Source organism: Sinorhizobium kostiense (assembly GCF_017874595.1).
In the GTDB taxonomy this organism is placed as follows: domain Bacteria; phylum Pseudomonadota; class Alphaproteobacteria; order Rhizobiales; family Rhizobiaceae; genus Sinorhizobium; species Sinorhizobium kostiense.
Genome location: NZ_JAGILA010000002.1, coordinates 107,450 through 123,928, shown reverse-complemented (window position 1 = coordinate 123,928; position 16,479 = coordinate 107,450). Strand labels below are relative to the sequence as shown.

Here is a 16,479-nt window from a genome sequence, read left to right as displayed (position 1 = left end):
AGGCCCGGCATGCGCCTGCATGCCGGGCCTCTCTGTTCTCGGATTTTCGAACTGGCCTTCACGCCGCCTTGCTGTGTGTCCGCCCTGACTGATCGATATAGGCGTCGAAGGCGGCAGCGGCGGCTCGGATGAGGAAGCGTCCTCCCTCACGAAGCGTTATGATGCCGTCGGCATTTTCAAGGATGCCGTCGTTCTCGAGCATGGCGAGCTTCGCATTGCCGCGGAGAAGCATCTGCGGATCGAAGCCGTGTGCACTGGCAAGGGCAGGAACATCGACGGCGAAGTCGCACATCAGCCGCTCGATGATGCTCGCCCGCAGCCGATCTTCGGCCGTCAGCCGATAGCCTTTCACCGTTGCAAGCCGACCCGAGGCTATGCGCTGGGCGTATAGCCCCGGCGGCACCTCGTTCTGCACATAGCCATCCCTCATCCGCCCGATCGCCGAGGCTCCGAGGCCGATCAGGGTTTCGCAAGCATCAGTCGTGTAGCCCTGGAAATTGCGGTGCAGTCGCCCGCTCGCCTGCGCGGTCGCCAGGCTGTCATTCGGCAGCGCGAAGTGATCGAGGCCGATCCGGCGGTATCCCGCGGCGACGAGTGTCGCGGCGATGGCTTCGGCCTGGGCGACGCGGCCCTCCGCATCGGCGAGCGCCTTCTCGTCGATCAGCTTCTGATGCTTCTTGAATGACGGAATATGGGCATAGCCGAAGACGGCGAAGCGCTCGGGCGCCATTTTGATGGCCGCCTCGGTCGTGGCGATGCAGGAATCGACCGTCTGGTGGGGCAGGCCGTAGATGAGATCGAAATTGATGCTGTCGACACCGGCCTTTCGGAGCCGGGTGACTGCCTCCATCGTCTGCCCCTCGCTCTGGATCCGGTTGATCGCCTTTTGTACGACTGGATCGAAGCTCTGCACGCCGAGGCTCGCCCTGCGCACACCGGCTTCGCCAAGAGCCGTTGCCATTTCCGGCTCGAGGGTTCGTGGATCGATTTCCACCGCGATTTCAGCGGCGCTCGCGAAATCGAAATGCTCGCGCAGGAGCTCCGTCAGGGCCAGGAACTCCTCGGGTCGCATGATCGTCGGGGTTCCCCCGCCGAAATGCACGTGGTCGATGCTGAGGCGTGCTTTGGCCTTCGCCGAGACGAGGTGAACCTCCTCGCGGAGCATGTGGAGATAATCGAGGATCGGCTGGTCGCGCTGGGTGATCGTCGTGTGGCAGCCGCAGTACCAGCACATCGATCGACAGAAGGGGATGTGCAGGTACAACGACGCCGGTCTTTCCGGCGCGCTGGCTGACAACCAGTCGCCATAGGTTCTGTCGTCGATGGCGGGTGAAAAGCGAGGTGCCGTCGGATAGCTCGTGTAGCGGGGCAGGCGTGCCTCGCCATATTTTGCAACAAGAGCCGATTGCATGGCAGCGTCCTTCTGATGCGGGAAACAAGATCGAGCGCCATCCTAGGGAAGCACCGGGCCTTTCTCTTTGAGCAATGTCAAGGAATGGAAAGCGATTTCGTCCGATTGTTTGCTCACCGTCAAAGTGTGATCGCTCGCGCGACACTAGGGTCTGCCAGGTTCCGGTCCGGCTATTGCCGCCGCCGTATCGGAACACGCGAGGGGCGGCTGAGAGAGACATTCATGACCATGACGGAAACACAGGCGAAGCCATCCATCGACGTCCGCACCGTTCCGCCGCGCGAGCGTCATCCGCGCATCTTCGGAATACTCGGAGCGCTACTGCCCGGGGGCTCGATGCTGATCACGAGCGATCATGATCCACGCCCCCTCCATTTCCAGCTGGAGACGAATTTCCCCGGCCAGTTTGGCTGGGACTATCTGGAAGAAGGGCCGGAGGTCTGGCGCGTCGAGATCGCCCGCTTGGAGGACGCGTCGGGCTGTGAATGCTGCTGCGGCTCCGATCATTGATCCACCGCCGCTGACCACCGATGCGAGCAGGGTGAGACGAGATGCCGGGCGCTACGCTTTCCAGATGGACGATGTCCTATTTTGCAGCCGCCTGTGTCTTCCTGGTAATCGGCCAGGGCATGATGGTGTCGGGTTACGGTTATCCCTTTGCGGATATCGGAGCCCCGGCCACTCTGGCACTCGTGCACGTTCTCGCCATCGGATGGTTGGGCCTGCTGATGGTGGGGGCGCTACTGCAGTTCGTGCCCGTGCTCGTGGCCGCTCCACTTCGCGCCGGGCGGCTTGCACTGCCGGCATTGCTTCTCCTCATCGCGGGGCTTCTTCTGCTCGTCGGCGGCTTCGCTTCCCTCGGCGGGACGCCGGGAATGGCGCCGGGCATGTTGCCGTTCGGCGCGTTCTCGCTGGTGACCGGCTTCGGTTTCGTCACCATCATGCTCGCATCGACGATCGCTGCGGCGCGTCCGCTGCCGCTTCCCGCTCGTTTTGTCGCGGTGGGTCTTACCGCACTCATCGCCACGGTTCTTGTCGGCGGCATCTTCACCCTCGTGCTATCCGGCGCGCTCGCGAATGATACGGCGATCGCGCTTCTCCTCGAGGGGGCGCCGTTGCACGCGGCGCTTGGTCTTGGGGGCTGGCTGACCTTCACCGCGATCGGCGTCAGTTATCGCTTGCTGCCGATGTTCATGCTTGCGCCCGATTCCGCGCGCGCGACCAGCAAGGCCGTTTGGTGGTCAGGGGTCGTAGCGCTGGCGCTCGTCGCGGCCTGCGTCGTCTCGATTGCAGCGGGTAGTGCGGCGGTGAAGTGGCCGCTGGGCCTTGCGGCACTTTTTTCCGTGTCCGCCACTCTTCTTTATTCCACTGATCTCTCGCGCCTGTTTCGCGAGCGCCGCCGCAAGATCGTGGAACTCAATATCCTGGCAAGCTATGCGGCCTTCGCGGCACTTCTCGTTTCTGTCGTGATGTTTGCGCTGCCAGTCACGAGGTCGGCTGCCGGCGAAGGCGCCGCGGCTGTCGTCTATCTCTTCGTCTTTGGCTGGCTCACCGGGCTCGGTCTCGCGCAGCTTTACAAGATCGTTCCGTTCTTGACCTGGCTCGAATGCTACGGCCCTGTGCTCGGCCGGGCCGCGGTCCCACGCGTGCAGGACCTCGTTAGGGAAAGGCGAGCGCGCCTCTGGTTTTGCCTCTACTATGGCGCCGTGGTGGCGGCGACGATTTCGCTCTTTGCCGACAACCCGATGGCGTTTCGCATTGCCGTGCTGGCGCAACTCGGCGCGACGTCCGGCCTGCTGGTGGAATTCGCCCGCGCCCGTGAACTTTCCGCCGTCGCTGCGCCGCTGCGCTTTCCTGCGGGCGCGCCGAGGCCGCATCTGTTTCTTCCGATCTCTCGCCCACAGGAGTAATCGATGACAACCGCACCCCAGACCCCTGCACCAAGAGAACTCGACGTTCGGCCCATATTGAGGGGCGGCGGCGAGCCATTCCAGGCGATCATGGAGGCGGTGAACGGGCTGAAACCCGGGCAAGCCTTGCGGCTGTTCGCTCCCTTTCGTCCGCAGCCGCTGTTCAAGGTGATGGAGGGCCGAGGCTTCGGCCATGAGGCACAGGAGCTAGATGGCGGCGACTGGGAAGTCCTGTTCACGCCGAAACCGAGTGGCGCCCCCGTCGCGGTCTCCGCCGCCGCCGACAATCCCGACACCTGGCCCGAACCGGTCGAGCACCTCGACCTCACCGATCTCGATCCGCCGGAACCGATGGTCCGCATCCTGGCGGCTGCCGAGCGGATGGAGCCGGGCGAGGTGCTGTTCGCCCTGCTGTCGCGCGAACCGATCTTCCTCTTCCCGGAGCTGGCCAAGCGCGGGCACCAGTGGGCCGGCAACTTCGACGAGACCCGCACCACCTTCCGGATATTCGTGCGCGTCGGAAAACCCAGGAACTGAGACAATGAGCGAAGCGACGAACGAAACGATGTGCGACGCCATCAGGGATGCCCTCCGGATGATCATCGATCCGGAGCTCGGCCGCAATATCGTCGAACTCGGCCTGATCTATGACGTCTCAGTCGAGGATGGCGGCATCGCCCATGTGACGATGACCACGACCACCCGAGGCTGTCCCGCCAGCGAGTACCTGAAGGAGGCAGTGCGCAACTGCGTCTGGTATGTGCCGGGTGTCGAATATGCCGAGGTCCGGCTCACCTATGAGCCAGCTTGGACACCGGCGATGATGAGCGCCTGAGGGGGTGCCGCGCTACGGATAGAACGGCCCGGGAGAAACCTCGGGCCGTTCTGGCTTGTGGATTTGCCGGCCTTCAGCGCAGCGCGCGGCGCTTGCGCAGCAGGATCGGCCCGTATTCGAGGCAGAAGAGCGCGAAGGCGGAGATCCAGAGGCTCCCCGAGGCCGCATAGAGCGAAGTCGCGGCTTCGGGCAGCATTTCCGCGAGAGGACGCAACAGCGCCGAGAGCACGATCGCCCCGTAGGAGGCGGTGGTCAGGCGCGAAGCCGTGAGCGCATGACCCGTATGGCCGCGGCTCGCACGGGTCATCACCGCGAGCATCATCGAAGCGATGGCGCCCACCGTCATCACATGCATGACCGAATGTTCTTCGATGAGCCCAGTCGCGCTGAGGGCGATTGCGGCAAAGCCCAGCGGAACGAAGCCATATGCCACGTGCAGGATGACGAGCAACATCTCCGGCCAGGTGGCGAACCCGCGCCATCGCAGGAGCCGGATCGCATGCATGACGGCGGCCTGCATGCCGGCGACCGCCGTGGCCGGATGGTGGGGAACGAGCGTCCACAATCCAAGGGCGATAACGCCCGCGAGGATGGCGGCGGTATCGAAGCGGTTGTAGGGAACGGGGAAATCGGTGCGGCCGACGCGGTTCAGCCAGCTGCGGGTAAAGCTCGGCAAGATCCGGCCGCCGACGATTGTGACCAGCGCTACATAGGCGGAAATCCCGAGTCGCATCGCCACATGGGCGTGATCGCCCCCGATCACGGCGACATGGAAGCAGGCATTTGCGACGGACAGAGCCAGGAGGCCGCCAAGGACCTTCAGATCCTTCCATTTGCGGCCGGCGATCACCTCGCGCGCGCAAATGATGAGGAGCACCGGAAGGAAGAGACCGTCGATCGCCGCGGCCGCCGGGAGGCCGATCCTATCGGGCCAAAGGAGTGCAATTCGGCCCAGAAGCCAGAGCCCGAGGAGACCGGCAAGCGGCCAGCCGGAAACCGGTAGCCGCCCCGTCCAGTTCGGCACTGCCGTCAACAGGAATCCGGCCAGCACGGCAGAGGCGAAGCCGAACAGCATCTCGTGCGCATGCCACGCATGCGCACCGTAGCTGCCACCCATTTCGATATGACCGGCGAGCGCCGCGATCCATAAGGTCATGGCGACGATCGCCCAAATGGAAGCGCTGAGGAAGAATGGCCTGAAGCCATAGGAAAACAGCACGGGGCCCGTGCGGGCGAGGCCCCGCGGCACGGGGCCGGGACGCTCGGCCACCTTTGATGCATTCATGATTCAGCTCCTGATGTTTGGCTCGCATCTGACTACAGGCGTTCCGCAAAGCGTTCTTTGACAATTGGCAAAGACACGTCAGTTGCGATCCTGCACGCGGCGATGACCCACCGGAGTTGTCGCCTCTGCTACAGCGACGCGCGTCCTTTCAGACGCGCAAAGGTCGCTGCAACTCTTTAAATCTGCGCATCGAGCTTTCCGACAAGCGGTTCCGATTGTCGGGCCGATGAGCTGTCAAAATGTCGCATCAGGGCAATTTGCGTATTTGTTCCACCTCAAAGAGGCTGGCGGGAGTGCTCCTAGGATGAAAGGCGACCGGGCGATGTTCGCTCCGTCTTTCAAGGAGAGGTTCCATGTCTGAGCAATTCCAGGTAACACGCCGCAGCATGCTGGCTGGCGCCGCGATCGCGGGCGCCCTGACGCCACTCGTCGGTGCAGTTGCTGCCCATGCGGAAGAGGCGGTCGCCAAGGCCGCCCCTGTCGATATCGCCTCGCTGCCGCGCGTCAAGGTCGACCTGGTGAAGCCGCCCTTCGTTCACGCCCATACACAGAAGGCCGAAGGCGGTCCCAAGGTCATCGAGTTCACCCTGACGATCGAGGAGAAGAAGATCGTCATCGACGAGCAGGGTACGGAGCTCAACGCGATGACTTTCAACGGTTCGGTTCCGGGCCCTCTGATGGTCGTCCACCAGGATGACTATGTCGAGGTGACACTGAATAACCCTGAGACCAACCAGCTGCAGCACAATATCGACTTCCATTCGGCAACTGGCGCGCTTGGGGGCGGCGCACTGACGGTCGTCAACCCCGGCGAGAGCGCGGTGCTGCGCTTCAAGGCTACCAAGGCCGGCGTCTTCGTCTACCATTGCGCACCTCCCGGGATGGTGCCGTGGCACGTCACTTCTGGCATGAACGGCGCCATCATGGTGCTGCCGCGCGAAGGACTGACCGACGGCAAGGGCAAATCGATCGCCTACGACAAGGTCTACTATGTCGGCGAGCAGGACTTCTATGTGCCGCGCGACGAGAATGGCAATTTCAAGAAATATGAGAGCGTCGGCGATGCCTATGCGGACACCCTTGAAGTGATGCGCACGCTGACTCCGACCCATATCGTCTTCAATGGCGCAGTTGGCGCACTCACCGGCGACAATGCGCTGAAGGCGGCAGTCGGCGAGAAGGTCCTCATCGTCCATTCGCAGGCCAACCGCGACACCCGTCCGCATCTGATCGGCGGCCATGGCGATTATGTCTGGGCGACAGGCAAGTTCCGCAATCCTCCGGACGTCGACCAGGAGACCTGGTTCATCCCCGGCGGCACGGCCGGTGCTGCCTTCTACACCTTCGAGCAGCCCGGTATCTATGCCTATGTCAACCACAACCTGATCGAGGCATTCGAGCTCGGCGCCGCCGCCCATTTCACCGTCACCGGCGATTGGAACGACGATCTCATGACGGCAGTTCGTGCTCCTTCGGGCACCTGATGCCGGTCACCGCGACACGCGCCCCGGCTGGGAGCGCGTGTCGCCGGCGGGCGCGATGCTGCCGCCATAGGCCTTGGAAGTGGTCGCAGGGGAGGCCGTGATGGCCGCGTTTTCAGAGAAAAGAGAAATCAGTGCCGCTTCGCTTGCGATACCCTCCGCACTCTTCCTGGTTTTCGCCGGACTGCTCGCAAGCAAAACAGGGCTTCTGGGTAACGCTCCCGTCGGCGCTTCACTCGACGCACCGGCGTTCGTGACCGTGGCCCCACGGGAGTTCCGATATCGCGTCGCCGGGGAATTCTTCAAGAACGGCTATGCCGTCGACGGACCGGTCGAGACGGTGCGCATGAGCGCGCCGCTCACGATCATGAAATATCAGGTGACAGCCGCGGATTATGCGCGCTGCGTTGAGGAGGAGGCCTGCCCGCCAGCCGAACCCGAGCATGTGCCGGCGGATCCCGAACGCATGCCGGCAACCGGCGTCAGCTACGATGACGCGCAGACCTATGCCGCCTGGCTCAGCCGTCGCACGGGGGAGGTCTGGGTGTTGCCTACCGACAAGCAACTCGCCTTTGCCGCAGGCTCGCGCTTTCCCGACGATGCGCTCGATGTCGATGAAGACAGCTCCAATCCGGCGTTGCGTTGGCTTGCCGACTACTACCGCGAGACTGAGCGCAAGGCATCCCGCGAGCCGGAGCCGCAGCGGCTCGGACATTTCGGCGAGAGCGAAACAGGCCTCGCTGACTTTGCAGGCAATGTCTGGGAATGGACGACGACCTGCATGCGACGCGTCACGCTCGATCGCGCAGGGAATACTATCAGCGATGCCTCATCCTGCGGCATTTACATCGCCTCCGGCAAGCATCGGGCCGCGCTCAGCTCCTTCGTCCGCAACCCGAAGGGTGGCGGCTGCGCCGTCGGCGCGCCGCCCGACAATGTGGGCTTCCGTCTGGTGAAGGACACGCGGTGGTATGCACCCTTGATGCAGACGCTGCGTGCGAAGGGCCTCGACGTCTGATGTGCGATGTGGCGGCTCTCTGTCGCCGCGGATCCTCTGCTTTTTTCCCCCTTTCTTCCGTGATAGTACGATGGCTGCATTGTTGAGGGATCCGGGCAGTAGGAAAGTGGAATGAAGATCGACCGCAGCGTCGTAAGGTCGCTTTCGCTGTTCGACAGGATGAGCGACGCCGATCTGGACAGGCTGCTCACCCATGCAACGCCAAGGCGTGTGCCGCAGGGTGACGCCGTCTTCGAGCAGGGCCAGACCGCAACCAACTTTTTCCTTCTCCTGCATGGGCGCCTGAAGGTCACCCAGGTCACCGAGGACGGGCAGCAGATCATTGTGCGTGTCGTCCATCCGGGCGACCTTTTCGGTTTTGCCAAGGCGCTGCAGCGTTCGGATTATCCGGGTACCGCGACGGCGGCCACGGAGAGTCTCGCCCTGTCCTGGCCGACGGATCTTTGGCCGCAATTCGTCGAGCAGAATCCGCTGCTCGCGGTCAGTACGATGCAGACGATCGGTCAGCGGCTCGAAGAAGCGCACACCCGGATCCGCGAGATGTCGACGCAGGAGGTGGAGCGGCGCGTCGCCCACGCGGTGCTGCGTCTTTCGCACCAGGCGGGCAGGAAGGAGAAAGGCGGCATACGCATCGACTTCCCGATTTCCCGGCAGGACATTGCCGAAATGACCGGTACCACGCTTCATACGGTTTCGCGCATCCTGAGCGCTTGGGAGCAGAAGGGGCTGGTCGAGGGAGGCCGCCAGAAACTGATCATCTGCGACCTGCCGGGTTTGGCGGCGCTCGCCGACGGCGGGCGGGACTAAAACATCCAGACTATACCCCTGAGTGTTTGACAAGCATCAAAGAGCGGCGGCTGCTTCTGTCCTATCTCCTTGCTGCAAGGACCGAACAGGGTCCCGAAACCAAGGAGAAATTCAAGTGCGCACAATCGCAAAGGGTATAGTAGTCGCCGCAGTTCTTAGCGCTCTCACCGGTACGGCATCCGCCGCCGATTTCGAAGTCCGCATGCTGAACAAGGGCGCCGATGGCGCAATGGTCTTCGAGCCGGCCTTGGTCAAGATCAATCCGGGCGACAGCGTTACCTTTGTCCCGACCGACAAGGGGCATAACGTCGAGACGATCAAGGACATGATCCCCGACGGTGCCACCGCCTTCAAGAGCAAGATGAACGAGACCTATAAGGTGACGTTCGACGTGCCAGGAGTCTACGGCGTCAAGTGCGCCCCCCATGTTGGCATGGGAATGGTCGCGGCGGTTGTCGTCGGTGACGCGCCCGCGAACATCGAGAAGGTGAAGGCAGTGAAGCTGCCAAAGAAGGCGAGGGAGCGCCTCGACGCCGCTCTCGCGGGAGCCCTCCAGTAGATACAGAGGAGCGCCAGACTAAATTGAAGGGCTCGGCGCAACGCATCTCTGTCTGCGCCGGGCCCACTTAGTTTAGATCCTATAGATATTTGGCTGTTTCGAATATTATGTGGCCTGGCGCGCGCACATTCCAATTACTTGACAATAATCAATTTCTTCAGAGTTCAACCAGGAATCGTCTGAAGTCGCCCTTTATTTTTTTGTTCGAGGTACTAGACTTCGTTTTCGGCGTACGCGTTTGGAGAGGAGACGCTTGAATGCCCGAGGCCGACCAGCCAGGGGCGAGCCTGCCACGCAGGCGGCGCCTAAACGAACTGATCACCTTCCTCGTGTTGGCATTCGGCATCTGGCCGATCGCCGCCGTGGGCGTAGTCGGCGCCTACGGGTTTCTCGTTTGGATGTTTCAGATCGTCTTCGGCCCCCCCGGTCCACCAGGGCATTGAGGGCGACATGGGTGAATCTGTCGACACATCGAGGCGGAATTTTCTGCGTGGTCGCTACGAAGGGCGAAGACAACGTGTCCTTCCTCCCGGCATCACCGCCGCAAGTCTCAACGCCTGCACGGGGTGCGGGAAGTGCGTCGAGGCCTGTCCGACGCATATCGTCCGGCTGATCTCAGACCGTCCCGCGCTCGATTTCTCTATCGCGGAGTGCACCTTCTGCGGCCGATGTGCAGAGCTCTGTTCCGAGCCGGTGTTTACCGGCCAGCCGCAGTTCTTTCCGCATGTTGCGATGATCGGCGACAATTGCCTCGCCAAGAACCGTACCGATTGCCAAGCCTGTCGCGATGCCTGTCCGACTGAGGCGATCCGCTTCCATCCACGCGCCGGTGGTCCTTTCCTGCCCGAGGTCATGGAAGAGGCTTGTACCGGCTGCGGGGCCTGCCTTGCCGTCTGTCCTGTGGCGGCGATAGGCATTCGCGAGGCCGCGAGGGAGGACGCGCATGTCTGATCCAGACGCAACCTATCATATCTCCAGCGCGGTCGTCGTCACGATCCCGCGTATGGAGGAGCGCGTCGTCGCTCGGCTAGCCGAGATGCCGAATGTCGAGGTTTACGCGCACGAAGCGGGAAAAATCGTCGTCGTGATCGAGGGAGCGAGCACGGGAACGCTCGGCGAAATCCTGTCGCGCATTTCTCTGCTCGAGGGCGTGGTGGCGGCAAACATGGTGTTTGAGCATGTCGAAACTCAAGGAGACGATCGCCATGACCGGCGGACTGACGCGGCGTGATATCTTGAAGGCGCATGCGGCCGGCATCGCCGCCGCCACTGCGGGCATTGCGCTTCCTGCCGCGGCACAGCCCGTGCCGGGCGGTGTGGAGGCGCTGCAGATCAAATGGGCCAAGGCGCCTTGCCGCTTCTGCGGCACCGGCTGCGGCGTCATGGTGGGGGTGAAGGAGGGGCAGGTCGTCGCCACCCACGGCGACACGCAGGCGGAGGTCAACCGTGGCCTCAACTGCATCAAGGGCTACTTCCTGTCAAAGATCATGTACGGCGCCGATCGACTGAAGACGCCGCTTCTACGCAAGCGGAACGGCGCCTTCGACAAGGACGGCGAGTTCGAGCCCATTGGCTGGGACGAGGCCTTCGACGTCATGGCCGAGCAGGCTAAGCGCGTGCTGAAGGAGAAGGGGCCGACCGCCGTCGGCATGTTCGGCTCAGGGCAATGGACGATCTTCGAGGGCTACGCGGCCACCAAGCTGATGCGTGCCGGTTTCCGCTCCAACAATCTCGACCCAAATGCCCGCCACTGCATGGCCTCGGCGGCTTACGCCTTCATGCGCACATTCGGCATGGACGAGCCGATGGGGTGCTACGACGATATCGAGCACGCAGATGCCTTCGTGCTCTGGGGCTCGAATATGGCGGAGATGCACCCGATCCTGTGGACGCGTCTGGCCGATCGAAGGCTTGGACATGAGCATGTCAAGGTGGCGGTGCTCTCGACCTTCACTCATCGCAGCATGGATCTCGCCGATATCCCGATCGTTTTCAAACCGGGCACGGATCTTGCGATCCTCAACTACATCGCCAATCACATCATCCAGACGGGCCGGGTGAACGAGGATTTCGTCAGGAAACATACGACCTTCATGGTCGGCGCGACCGACATCGGCTACGGCCTGAGGCCCGACAATCCGCTCGAGACCAAGGCGACAAACGCCAAGGATGCGGCGAAGATGACGCCGAGCGACTTCGAGAGCTTCAAGACTTTCGTGTCGGAATATACTCTCGACAAGACCGTGGAACTGACCGGCGCCGAGGCCGGGTTTCTCGAGCAATTGGCTGACCTCTATGCCGATCCCAACCGCAAGGTGATGTCGCTTTGGACCATGGGCTTCAATCAGCACGTGCGCGGCGTCTGGGTCAACCACATGGTCTATAATCTTCACCTGCTGACAGGGAAGATATCCGAGCCCGGCAACAGCCCGTTCTCGCTGACGGGCCAGCCCTCCGCCTGCGGTACGGCGCGTGAAGTAGGCACCTTCGCCCACCGGCTGCCGGCCGACATGTCCGTCACCAATCCGGAGCACCGCAAGCACGCCGAGGAAATCTGGCGCGTTCCCCACGGACTCATTCCGGAGAAGCCCGGCTATCACGCGGTCGAGCAGGACCGCATGTTGAAGGACGGGAAGCTCAGCTTCTATTGGGTCCAGGTCAACAACAACGTCCAGGCGGCTCCCAATACTGGAAACGAAACCTATCAAGGCTACAGAAATCCGGACAATTTCGTGGTTGTCTCGGACGTCTATCCGACGATCACGGCAATGAGCGCCGACCTGATCCTTCCGGCCGCCATGTGGGTGGAGAAGGAGGGCGCCTATGGCAATGCAGAGCGCCGTACTCATGTGTGGCACCAGCTCGTGAATGCGCCCGGAGAGGCGCGGTCCGATCTCTGGCAGATTGTGGAATTCTCCAAGCGCTTCACCACCGACGAGGTCTGGCCCGCCGAGATCCTCGACGCCAATCCGGGCTATCGGGGCAAGACCCTCTACGACGTGCTCTTCAAGAACGGAAATGTCGACCGTTTCCCGGCAAGCGAGATCAACAAGGAATACGCCAACCGGGAGGCCGAGGCTTTCGGCTTTTACATCCAGAAGGGGCTCTTCGAGGAATACGCCTCCTTCGGCCGCGGACACGGGCACGATCTTGCCCCCTATGACCGCTATCACCAGGAGAGGGGGCTGCGCTGGCCCGTCGTCGACGGCAAGGAGACGCTGTGGCGATATCGGGAGGGTTATGATCCGTATGTGAAGCCGGGCGAGGGCGTGAAGTTCTATGGCCGCCCCGACGGCAGGGCCGTGATCCTTGCCGTTCCCTACGAGCCGCCGGCGGAATCCCCGGACGACGAATACGACATCTGGCTGGTCACGGGCCGTGTGCTCGAGCATTGGCATTCGGGCTCGATGACAATGCGCGTGCCGGAACTCTACAAGGCGTTCCCCGGTGCGGTCTGCTTCATGAACGCCGGAGACGCCCGCGACCGCGGAATCAATCAGGGCGCGGAAGTGCGGATCGTTTCCCGTCGCGGCGAAATTCGCGCCCGCGTCGAGACGCGCGGCCGCAACCGCATGCCGCCGGGTGTTATTTTCGTGCCCTGGTTCGACGCCAGCAGGCTGATCAACAAGGTGACCCTCGACGCAACAGATCCCATTTCCAAACAGACGGATTTCAAAAAATGCGCGGTCAAAATCGTCTCTGTCGCATGATGAGAAGCCCCGGTTCGATGCTGGGGGCGCTGTTGACGGTCCTGTTCGTCGCCACCGGGGCGATCGCCCAGATGGTGGGCGAGAGGGTGCCGGAGCTCTCCGGACCGCCGCAGGAAATGGGTGAGGTGGCGGCGGAGCCGATCCCGAGATGGGTCGTTGACGATATCCGCAAGGAGCGCGCCTATCCTGACCAGCCGCCGATCATTCCGCACTCGATCGAAGGCTACCAGCTTTCGGTCAACACCAACCGGTGCCTTTCCTGCCACAAGCGCGAACTGACGCAAGAGTCCGGCGCGCCGATGATCAGTGTAACCCACTACATGACGCGGGAGGGCCAGATGCTCGCGGACGTTTCACCGCGGCGCTATTTCTGCACGGCGTGCCATGTCCCCCAGGCCGACGTGCGTCCGCTTGTGGAAAACACCTTCAAAGACATGAGCGAGATGGGCGTCAAGCAGGCGGGGAGCGAGTAGGTCATGGCCAGAGTCAAGCGGGTCCTGCTCTGGGTGTGGAAGATTCTGACCACGCCTGCCGCAACGCTCAGCCTCGCCTTCCTGACGCTCGGCGGCTTCATCGGCGGCGTGATCTTCTGGGGCGCCTTCAACACCGCATTGGAGCTCACCAATACGGAGGAGTTTTGCGTCTCCTGTCATGAGATGCGGACGAACGTCTATGAGGAGCTGACGCGCACTGTCCATTTCTCCAACCGTTCGGGGGTCCGGGCGTCCTGTCCAGACTGTCATGTGCCGCATGAATGGACGGACAAGATCGCTCGCAAGATGCAGGCCTCGAAGGAAGTCTGGGGCAAGATCTTCGGTACCATCAACACGCGCGAGAAATTCCTCGACCATCGTCTGGAACTCGCCAAACATGAATGGGCGAGGCTGAAGGCCAATGACAGCCTCGAATGCCGCAACTGTCACTCGTCGGCGGCAATGGACCTTTCGAAGCAGACGCAACGTGCCGCCGAGATCCATACGCGCTATCTGCTGCCGGGAAAGGCAACCTGCATCGATTGCCACAAGGGGATTGCCCATGAACTACCGAACATGCAGGGCATCGAGCCTGGGTGGAAGCTGCCGCCGGAACTGGAGGGAGAGACGCTGCCTTCTGCTTCCGTGGTGGATGAGCTGAGGAAGGCTATGAACGATTCCCACAGGATGCTAGCCTCTGAGAACTGACTTCAAGCCCTGCATTCATGGGACGATTTGTTCCATACTGGCCCGATGGCCATCTTGCACAAAGATGGACTATAGAGGCACGAGAGTGCGGGGCCCGGCCGCGACCCGAGTCGCGACGATACCGCACAATTTAATTCCTGCAGTGGAAAAAGGAATGCAATCAAAGAGCATCGTCGAGGGGACGCGGCTGGGGCGGTCGCTCATAAGATGGCAACTCGATCGCACCTCGGCCTACATACTCGCGGCGGCGGCGGTGTCGTGCGTTGTTGCGCTGCGCATCGGGTTATGGCAGCTCTTGGGCGGTAACGCAGTTCTCTTTTCCTTCATCCCGGCGATCCTTCTCGTCGCAATGGCCGGCAGACCGGGCCTGGTCGCCTTTGCCGCCGGGCTGTCGTTTGCCGCAGCGGCCACTCTTCAGCAATTCGATAGCGGCTCTGATCCGAGCGCCATCGAGTTGATTTCCTTCGCGATGGCAATGCTCCTGACCATGGCTCTCGCGGAAGTGCTCCAGGCGGCGAGACGTGCCATCGCCACGACGGAGGACGTCGTGAAGGCTCGGGATGCGCATCTGAGATCGATATTGGATACGGTTCCCGACGCCACGGTGGTCAGCGCCACCGATGGCACGATCGTCTCCTTCAATGCCGCGGCCGTCCGGCAGTTCGGATATGCGGAGGAGGAAGTCATCGGCGAGAACCTGCGCATCTTGATGCCGCAACCCTATCGCCGCGAACACGACGGATACATGCAGCGCTACTTAAGTACTGGAGAAAGGCGGATCATCGGCATCGATCGCGTCGTCACTGGGCAACGGAAGGACGGATCGACGTTTCCGATGAAGCTCGCCGTGGGAGAGATGCAGTCAGGCGGCGAGAGGTTTTTCACCGGCTTCATCAGGGACCTCACGGAGCGGGAGGAGTCCGCCGAGAGGCTCGAGCAGATTCAGGCTGAACTGGCACGCCTCGCCCGGCTCAACGAGATGGGTGAAATGGCATCGACGCTGGCGCACGAGCTGAACCAGCCGTTGTCGGCGATCGCCAACTATGCCCATGGATGTGTGAGGCTGTTGCGAGACATGGACGCCGCCGTCGCAACACGAATGCGCGAAGCGCTCGAGGAGGTCGCGAGCCAATCTCTGCGGGCTGGCCAGATCATCAAACATCTCAGGGAATTCGTCACCAAGGGCGAGACCGAAAAGGCGCCGGAAGATATTCGCAAACTGGTGGAAGAGGCCGCCGCCTTGGCGTTGGTCGGTTCTCGCGAGCAAGGGGTGCGGACGGTATTCGAGTATTTGCCCGGTGCCGAAATGGTGATGGTCGACCGGATCCAGGTCCAGCAGGTCCTCATCAATCTGATGCGTAATGCGATCGAGGCAATGCGTCAGGTGGAACGCCGAGAGCTGACGATTTTAACGATGCCTGCCGATCCGGGCGAGGTTGCAGTCGTCGTAGAAGATACCGGCGGAGGTATTCCAGAGGAGATCACCGGTCAGTTATTCAAGCCATTCGTCACCACGAAGGCCAGCGGAATGGGTATCGGACTTTCCATTTCGAAGCGCATCGTCGAGGCGCATGGCGGCGAGATGACCGTCTCGAAAAATGCGGCCGGCGGGGCTACTTTCCGGTTCACGCTTCCCGCCTATGGAGATGAACGGATCGATCAATGACTGATTACACGGTTCACATTGTCGACGACGAGGAGGCGGTCAGGAAGTCGCTAGCCTTCATGCTGACTATGAGTGGCTTCGCGGTCAAGATTCATCAATCGGCCGACGCCTTCCTCGCCTTCGCACCGGACGTCAGAAACGGCATTCTCGTGACGGATCTGAGGATGCCGGGTATGTCCGGCGTCGAGCTCCTGCGCAATCTCAGCGACAGGAAAATCAAGATACCGTCGATCGTGATAACCGGACACGGCGACGTGCCAATGGCGGTAGAGGCCATGAAGGCGGGGGCGGTGGATTTCATCGAGAAGCCGTTCGAGGACTCCGTGATCATCGAGGCGATTGAAAGGGCATCCGAACATCTGATTGTTCCGGAGGGCGATTCGGACGAGATCGGTAACATCCAGGCGAGGCTCGACGCGCTGAGCGAGAGAGAACGCCAGGTGCTCTCTGCGGTCGTGGCGGGTCTTCCCAACAAAACAATCGCCTACGACCTGGACATCAGCCCGCGCACCGTTGAGGTGCACCGCGCCAATGTGATGACCAAGATGAAGGCGAAGAGCCTTGCGCACCTCGTTCGAATGGCTCTCGCCGCAGGTTTCGGTCCTTCCTAGCTTTT

Annotated in this window: 18 protein-coding genes; 16 read left to right on the top strand and 2 right to left on the bottom strand. The window is 62.0% G+C overall.

Going from position 1 to position 16,479, the window contains the following annotated elements; translation table 11 throughout:
- Window positions 1-58 precede the first annotated feature (58 nt).
- Window positions 59-1,411, bottom strand: coding sequence for an oxygen-independent coproporphyrinogen III oxidase (hemN, locus tag J2Z31_RS07010; protein ID WP_209601199.1), 1,353 nt, complete (start codon window positions 1,409-1,411; stop codon window positions 59-61).
- Between the two features lie 228 nt (window positions 1,412-1,639).
- On the opposite strand from hemN, the gene J2Z31_RS07005 reads away from it, so the two are divergent.
- The 4 genes from J2Z31_RS07005 to J2Z31_RS06990 are packed head-to-tail and all read left to right on the top strand — an operon-like array spanning window position 1,640 to window position 4,156.
- Window positions 1,640-1,921: a DUF2249 domain-containing protein gene (locus J2Z31_RS07005; protein ID WP_209602259.1), complete on the top strand. Its 282-nt coding sequence runs from the start codon at window positions 1,640-1,642 to the stop codon at window positions 1,919-1,921.
- 41 nt (window positions 1,922-1,962) lie between these two features.
- Window positions 1,963-3,321, top strand: coding sequence for a hypothetical protein (locus tag J2Z31_RS07000; protein WP_209601198.1), 1,359 nt, complete (start codon window positions 1,963-1,965; stop codon window positions 3,319-3,321).
- 3 nt (window positions 3,322-3,324) lie between these two features.
- Entirely contained in the window at window positions 3,325-3,858 is a 534-nt protein-coding gene (locus J2Z31_RS06995) for a DUF2249 domain-containing protein (protein WP_209601197.1), read from the top strand.
- 4 nt (window positions 3,859-3,862) lie between these two features.
- Window positions 3,863-4,156 (top strand): metal-sulfur cluster assembly factor, encoded by a 294-nt coding sequence (locus tag J2Z31_RS06990; RefSeq protein WP_209601196.1) that lies wholly within the window; start codon window positions 3,863-3,865, stop codon window positions 4,154-4,156.
- A 73-nt stretch (window positions 4,157-4,229) separates the two neighbouring features.
- Here the strand turns inward: J2Z31_RS06990 and J2Z31_RS06985 are convergent, their stop codons facing one another.
- Window positions 4,230-5,441, bottom strand: coding sequence for an NnrS family protein (locus tag J2Z31_RS06985; protein ID WP_209601195.1), 1,212 nt, complete (start codon window positions 5,439-5,441; stop codon window positions 4,230-4,232).
- A 353-nt stretch (window positions 5,442-5,794) separates the two neighbouring features.
- Here J2Z31_RS06985 and nirK point away from each other — a divergent pair, with 353 nt between their 5' ends.
- The 12 genes from nirK (at window position 5,795) to fixJ (ending at window position 16,474) form a co-directional block, all read left to right on the top strand.
- Window positions 5,795-6,925 (top strand): copper-containing nitrite reductase, encoded by a 1,131-nt coding sequence (gene nirK, locus J2Z31_RS06980; RefSeq protein WP_209601194.1) that lies wholly within the window; start codon window positions 5,795-5,797, stop codon window positions 6,923-6,925.
- 100 nt (window positions 6,926-7,025) lie between these two features.
- The gene (locus J2Z31_RS06975) at window positions 7,026-7,940 is read left to right on the top strand and encodes an SUMF1/EgtB/PvdO family nonheme iron enzyme (protein ID WP_209601193.1); all 915 of its coding nucleotides are present in this window, start codon (window positions 7,026-7,028) and stop codon (window positions 7,938-7,940) included.
- A gap of 111 nt (window positions 7,941-8,051) precedes the next feature.
- The gene (locus tag J2Z31_RS06970; RefSeq protein ID WP_209601192.1) at window positions 8,052-8,747 is read left to right on the top strand and encodes a Crp/Fnr family transcriptional regulator; all 696 of its coding nucleotides are present in this window, start codon (window positions 8,052-8,054) and stop codon (window positions 8,745-8,747) included.
- A 115-nt stretch (window positions 8,748-8,862) separates the two neighbouring features.
- Window positions 8,863-9,306 (top strand): pseudoazurin, encoded by a 444-nt coding sequence (locus J2Z31_RS06965; protein ID WP_209601191.1) that lies wholly within the window; start codon window positions 8,863-8,865, stop codon window positions 9,304-9,306.
- Between the two features lie 257 nt (window positions 9,307-9,563).
- Complete coding sequence (napE, locus tag J2Z31_RS06960; protein ID WP_209601190.1) at window positions 9,564-9,749, top strand: periplasmic nitrate reductase, NapE protein; 186 nt, start codon at window positions 9,564-9,566, stop codon at window positions 9,747-9,749.
- 7 nt (window positions 9,750-9,756) lie between these two features.
- Window positions 9,757-10,257 (top strand): ferredoxin-type protein NapF, encoded by a 501-nt coding sequence (locus J2Z31_RS06955; protein WP_209601189.1) that lies wholly within the window; start codon window positions 9,757-9,759, stop codon window positions 10,255-10,257.
- Window positions 10,250-10,537: a chaperone NapD gene (locus J2Z31_RS06950; protein WP_209601188.1), complete on the top strand. Its 288-nt coding sequence runs from the start codon at window positions 10,250-10,252 to the stop codon at window positions 10,535-10,537. The genes J2Z31_RS06955 and J2Z31_RS06950 overlap by 8 nt, the downstream gene beginning before the upstream one ends.
- Window positions 10,512-13,016, top strand: coding sequence for a periplasmic nitrate reductase subunit alpha (gene napA, locus J2Z31_RS06945; protein WP_209602258.1), 2,505 nt, complete (start codon window positions 10,512-10,514; stop codon window positions 13,014-13,016). The genes J2Z31_RS06950 and napA overlap by 26 nt, the downstream gene beginning before the upstream one ends.
- On the top strand, window positions 12,986-13,489 hold the full coding sequence (locus J2Z31_RS06940) for a nitrate reductase cytochrome c-type subunit (protein ID WP_209601187.1): 504 nt from the start codon (window positions 12,986-12,988) through the stop codon (window positions 13,487-13,489). Before napA ends, J2Z31_RS06940 begins: the two co-directional genes overlap by 31 nt.
- 3 nt (window positions 13,490-13,492) lie before the next feature.
- Window positions 13,493-14,197 (top strand): cytochrome c3 family protein, encoded by a 705-nt coding sequence (locus J2Z31_RS06935; protein ID WP_209601186.1) that lies wholly within the window; start codon window positions 13,493-13,495, stop codon window positions 14,195-14,197.
- 154 nt (window positions 14,198-14,351) lie between these two features.
- A complete protein-coding gene (gene fixL / locus J2Z31_RS06930; protein ID WP_209601185.1) occupies window positions 14,352-15,863 on the top strand; it encodes an oxygen sensor histidine kinase FixL in 1,512 nt (503 codons plus the stop codon).
- The gene (fixJ, locus tag J2Z31_RS06925) at window positions 15,860-16,474 is read left to right on the top strand and encodes a response regulator FixJ (protein WP_209601184.1); all 615 of its coding nucleotides are present in this window, start codon (window positions 15,860-15,862) and stop codon (window positions 16,472-16,474) included. Before fixL ends, fixJ begins: the two co-directional genes overlap by 4 nt.
- The last annotated feature ends 5 nt before the right edge of the window (window positions 16,475-16,479 follow it).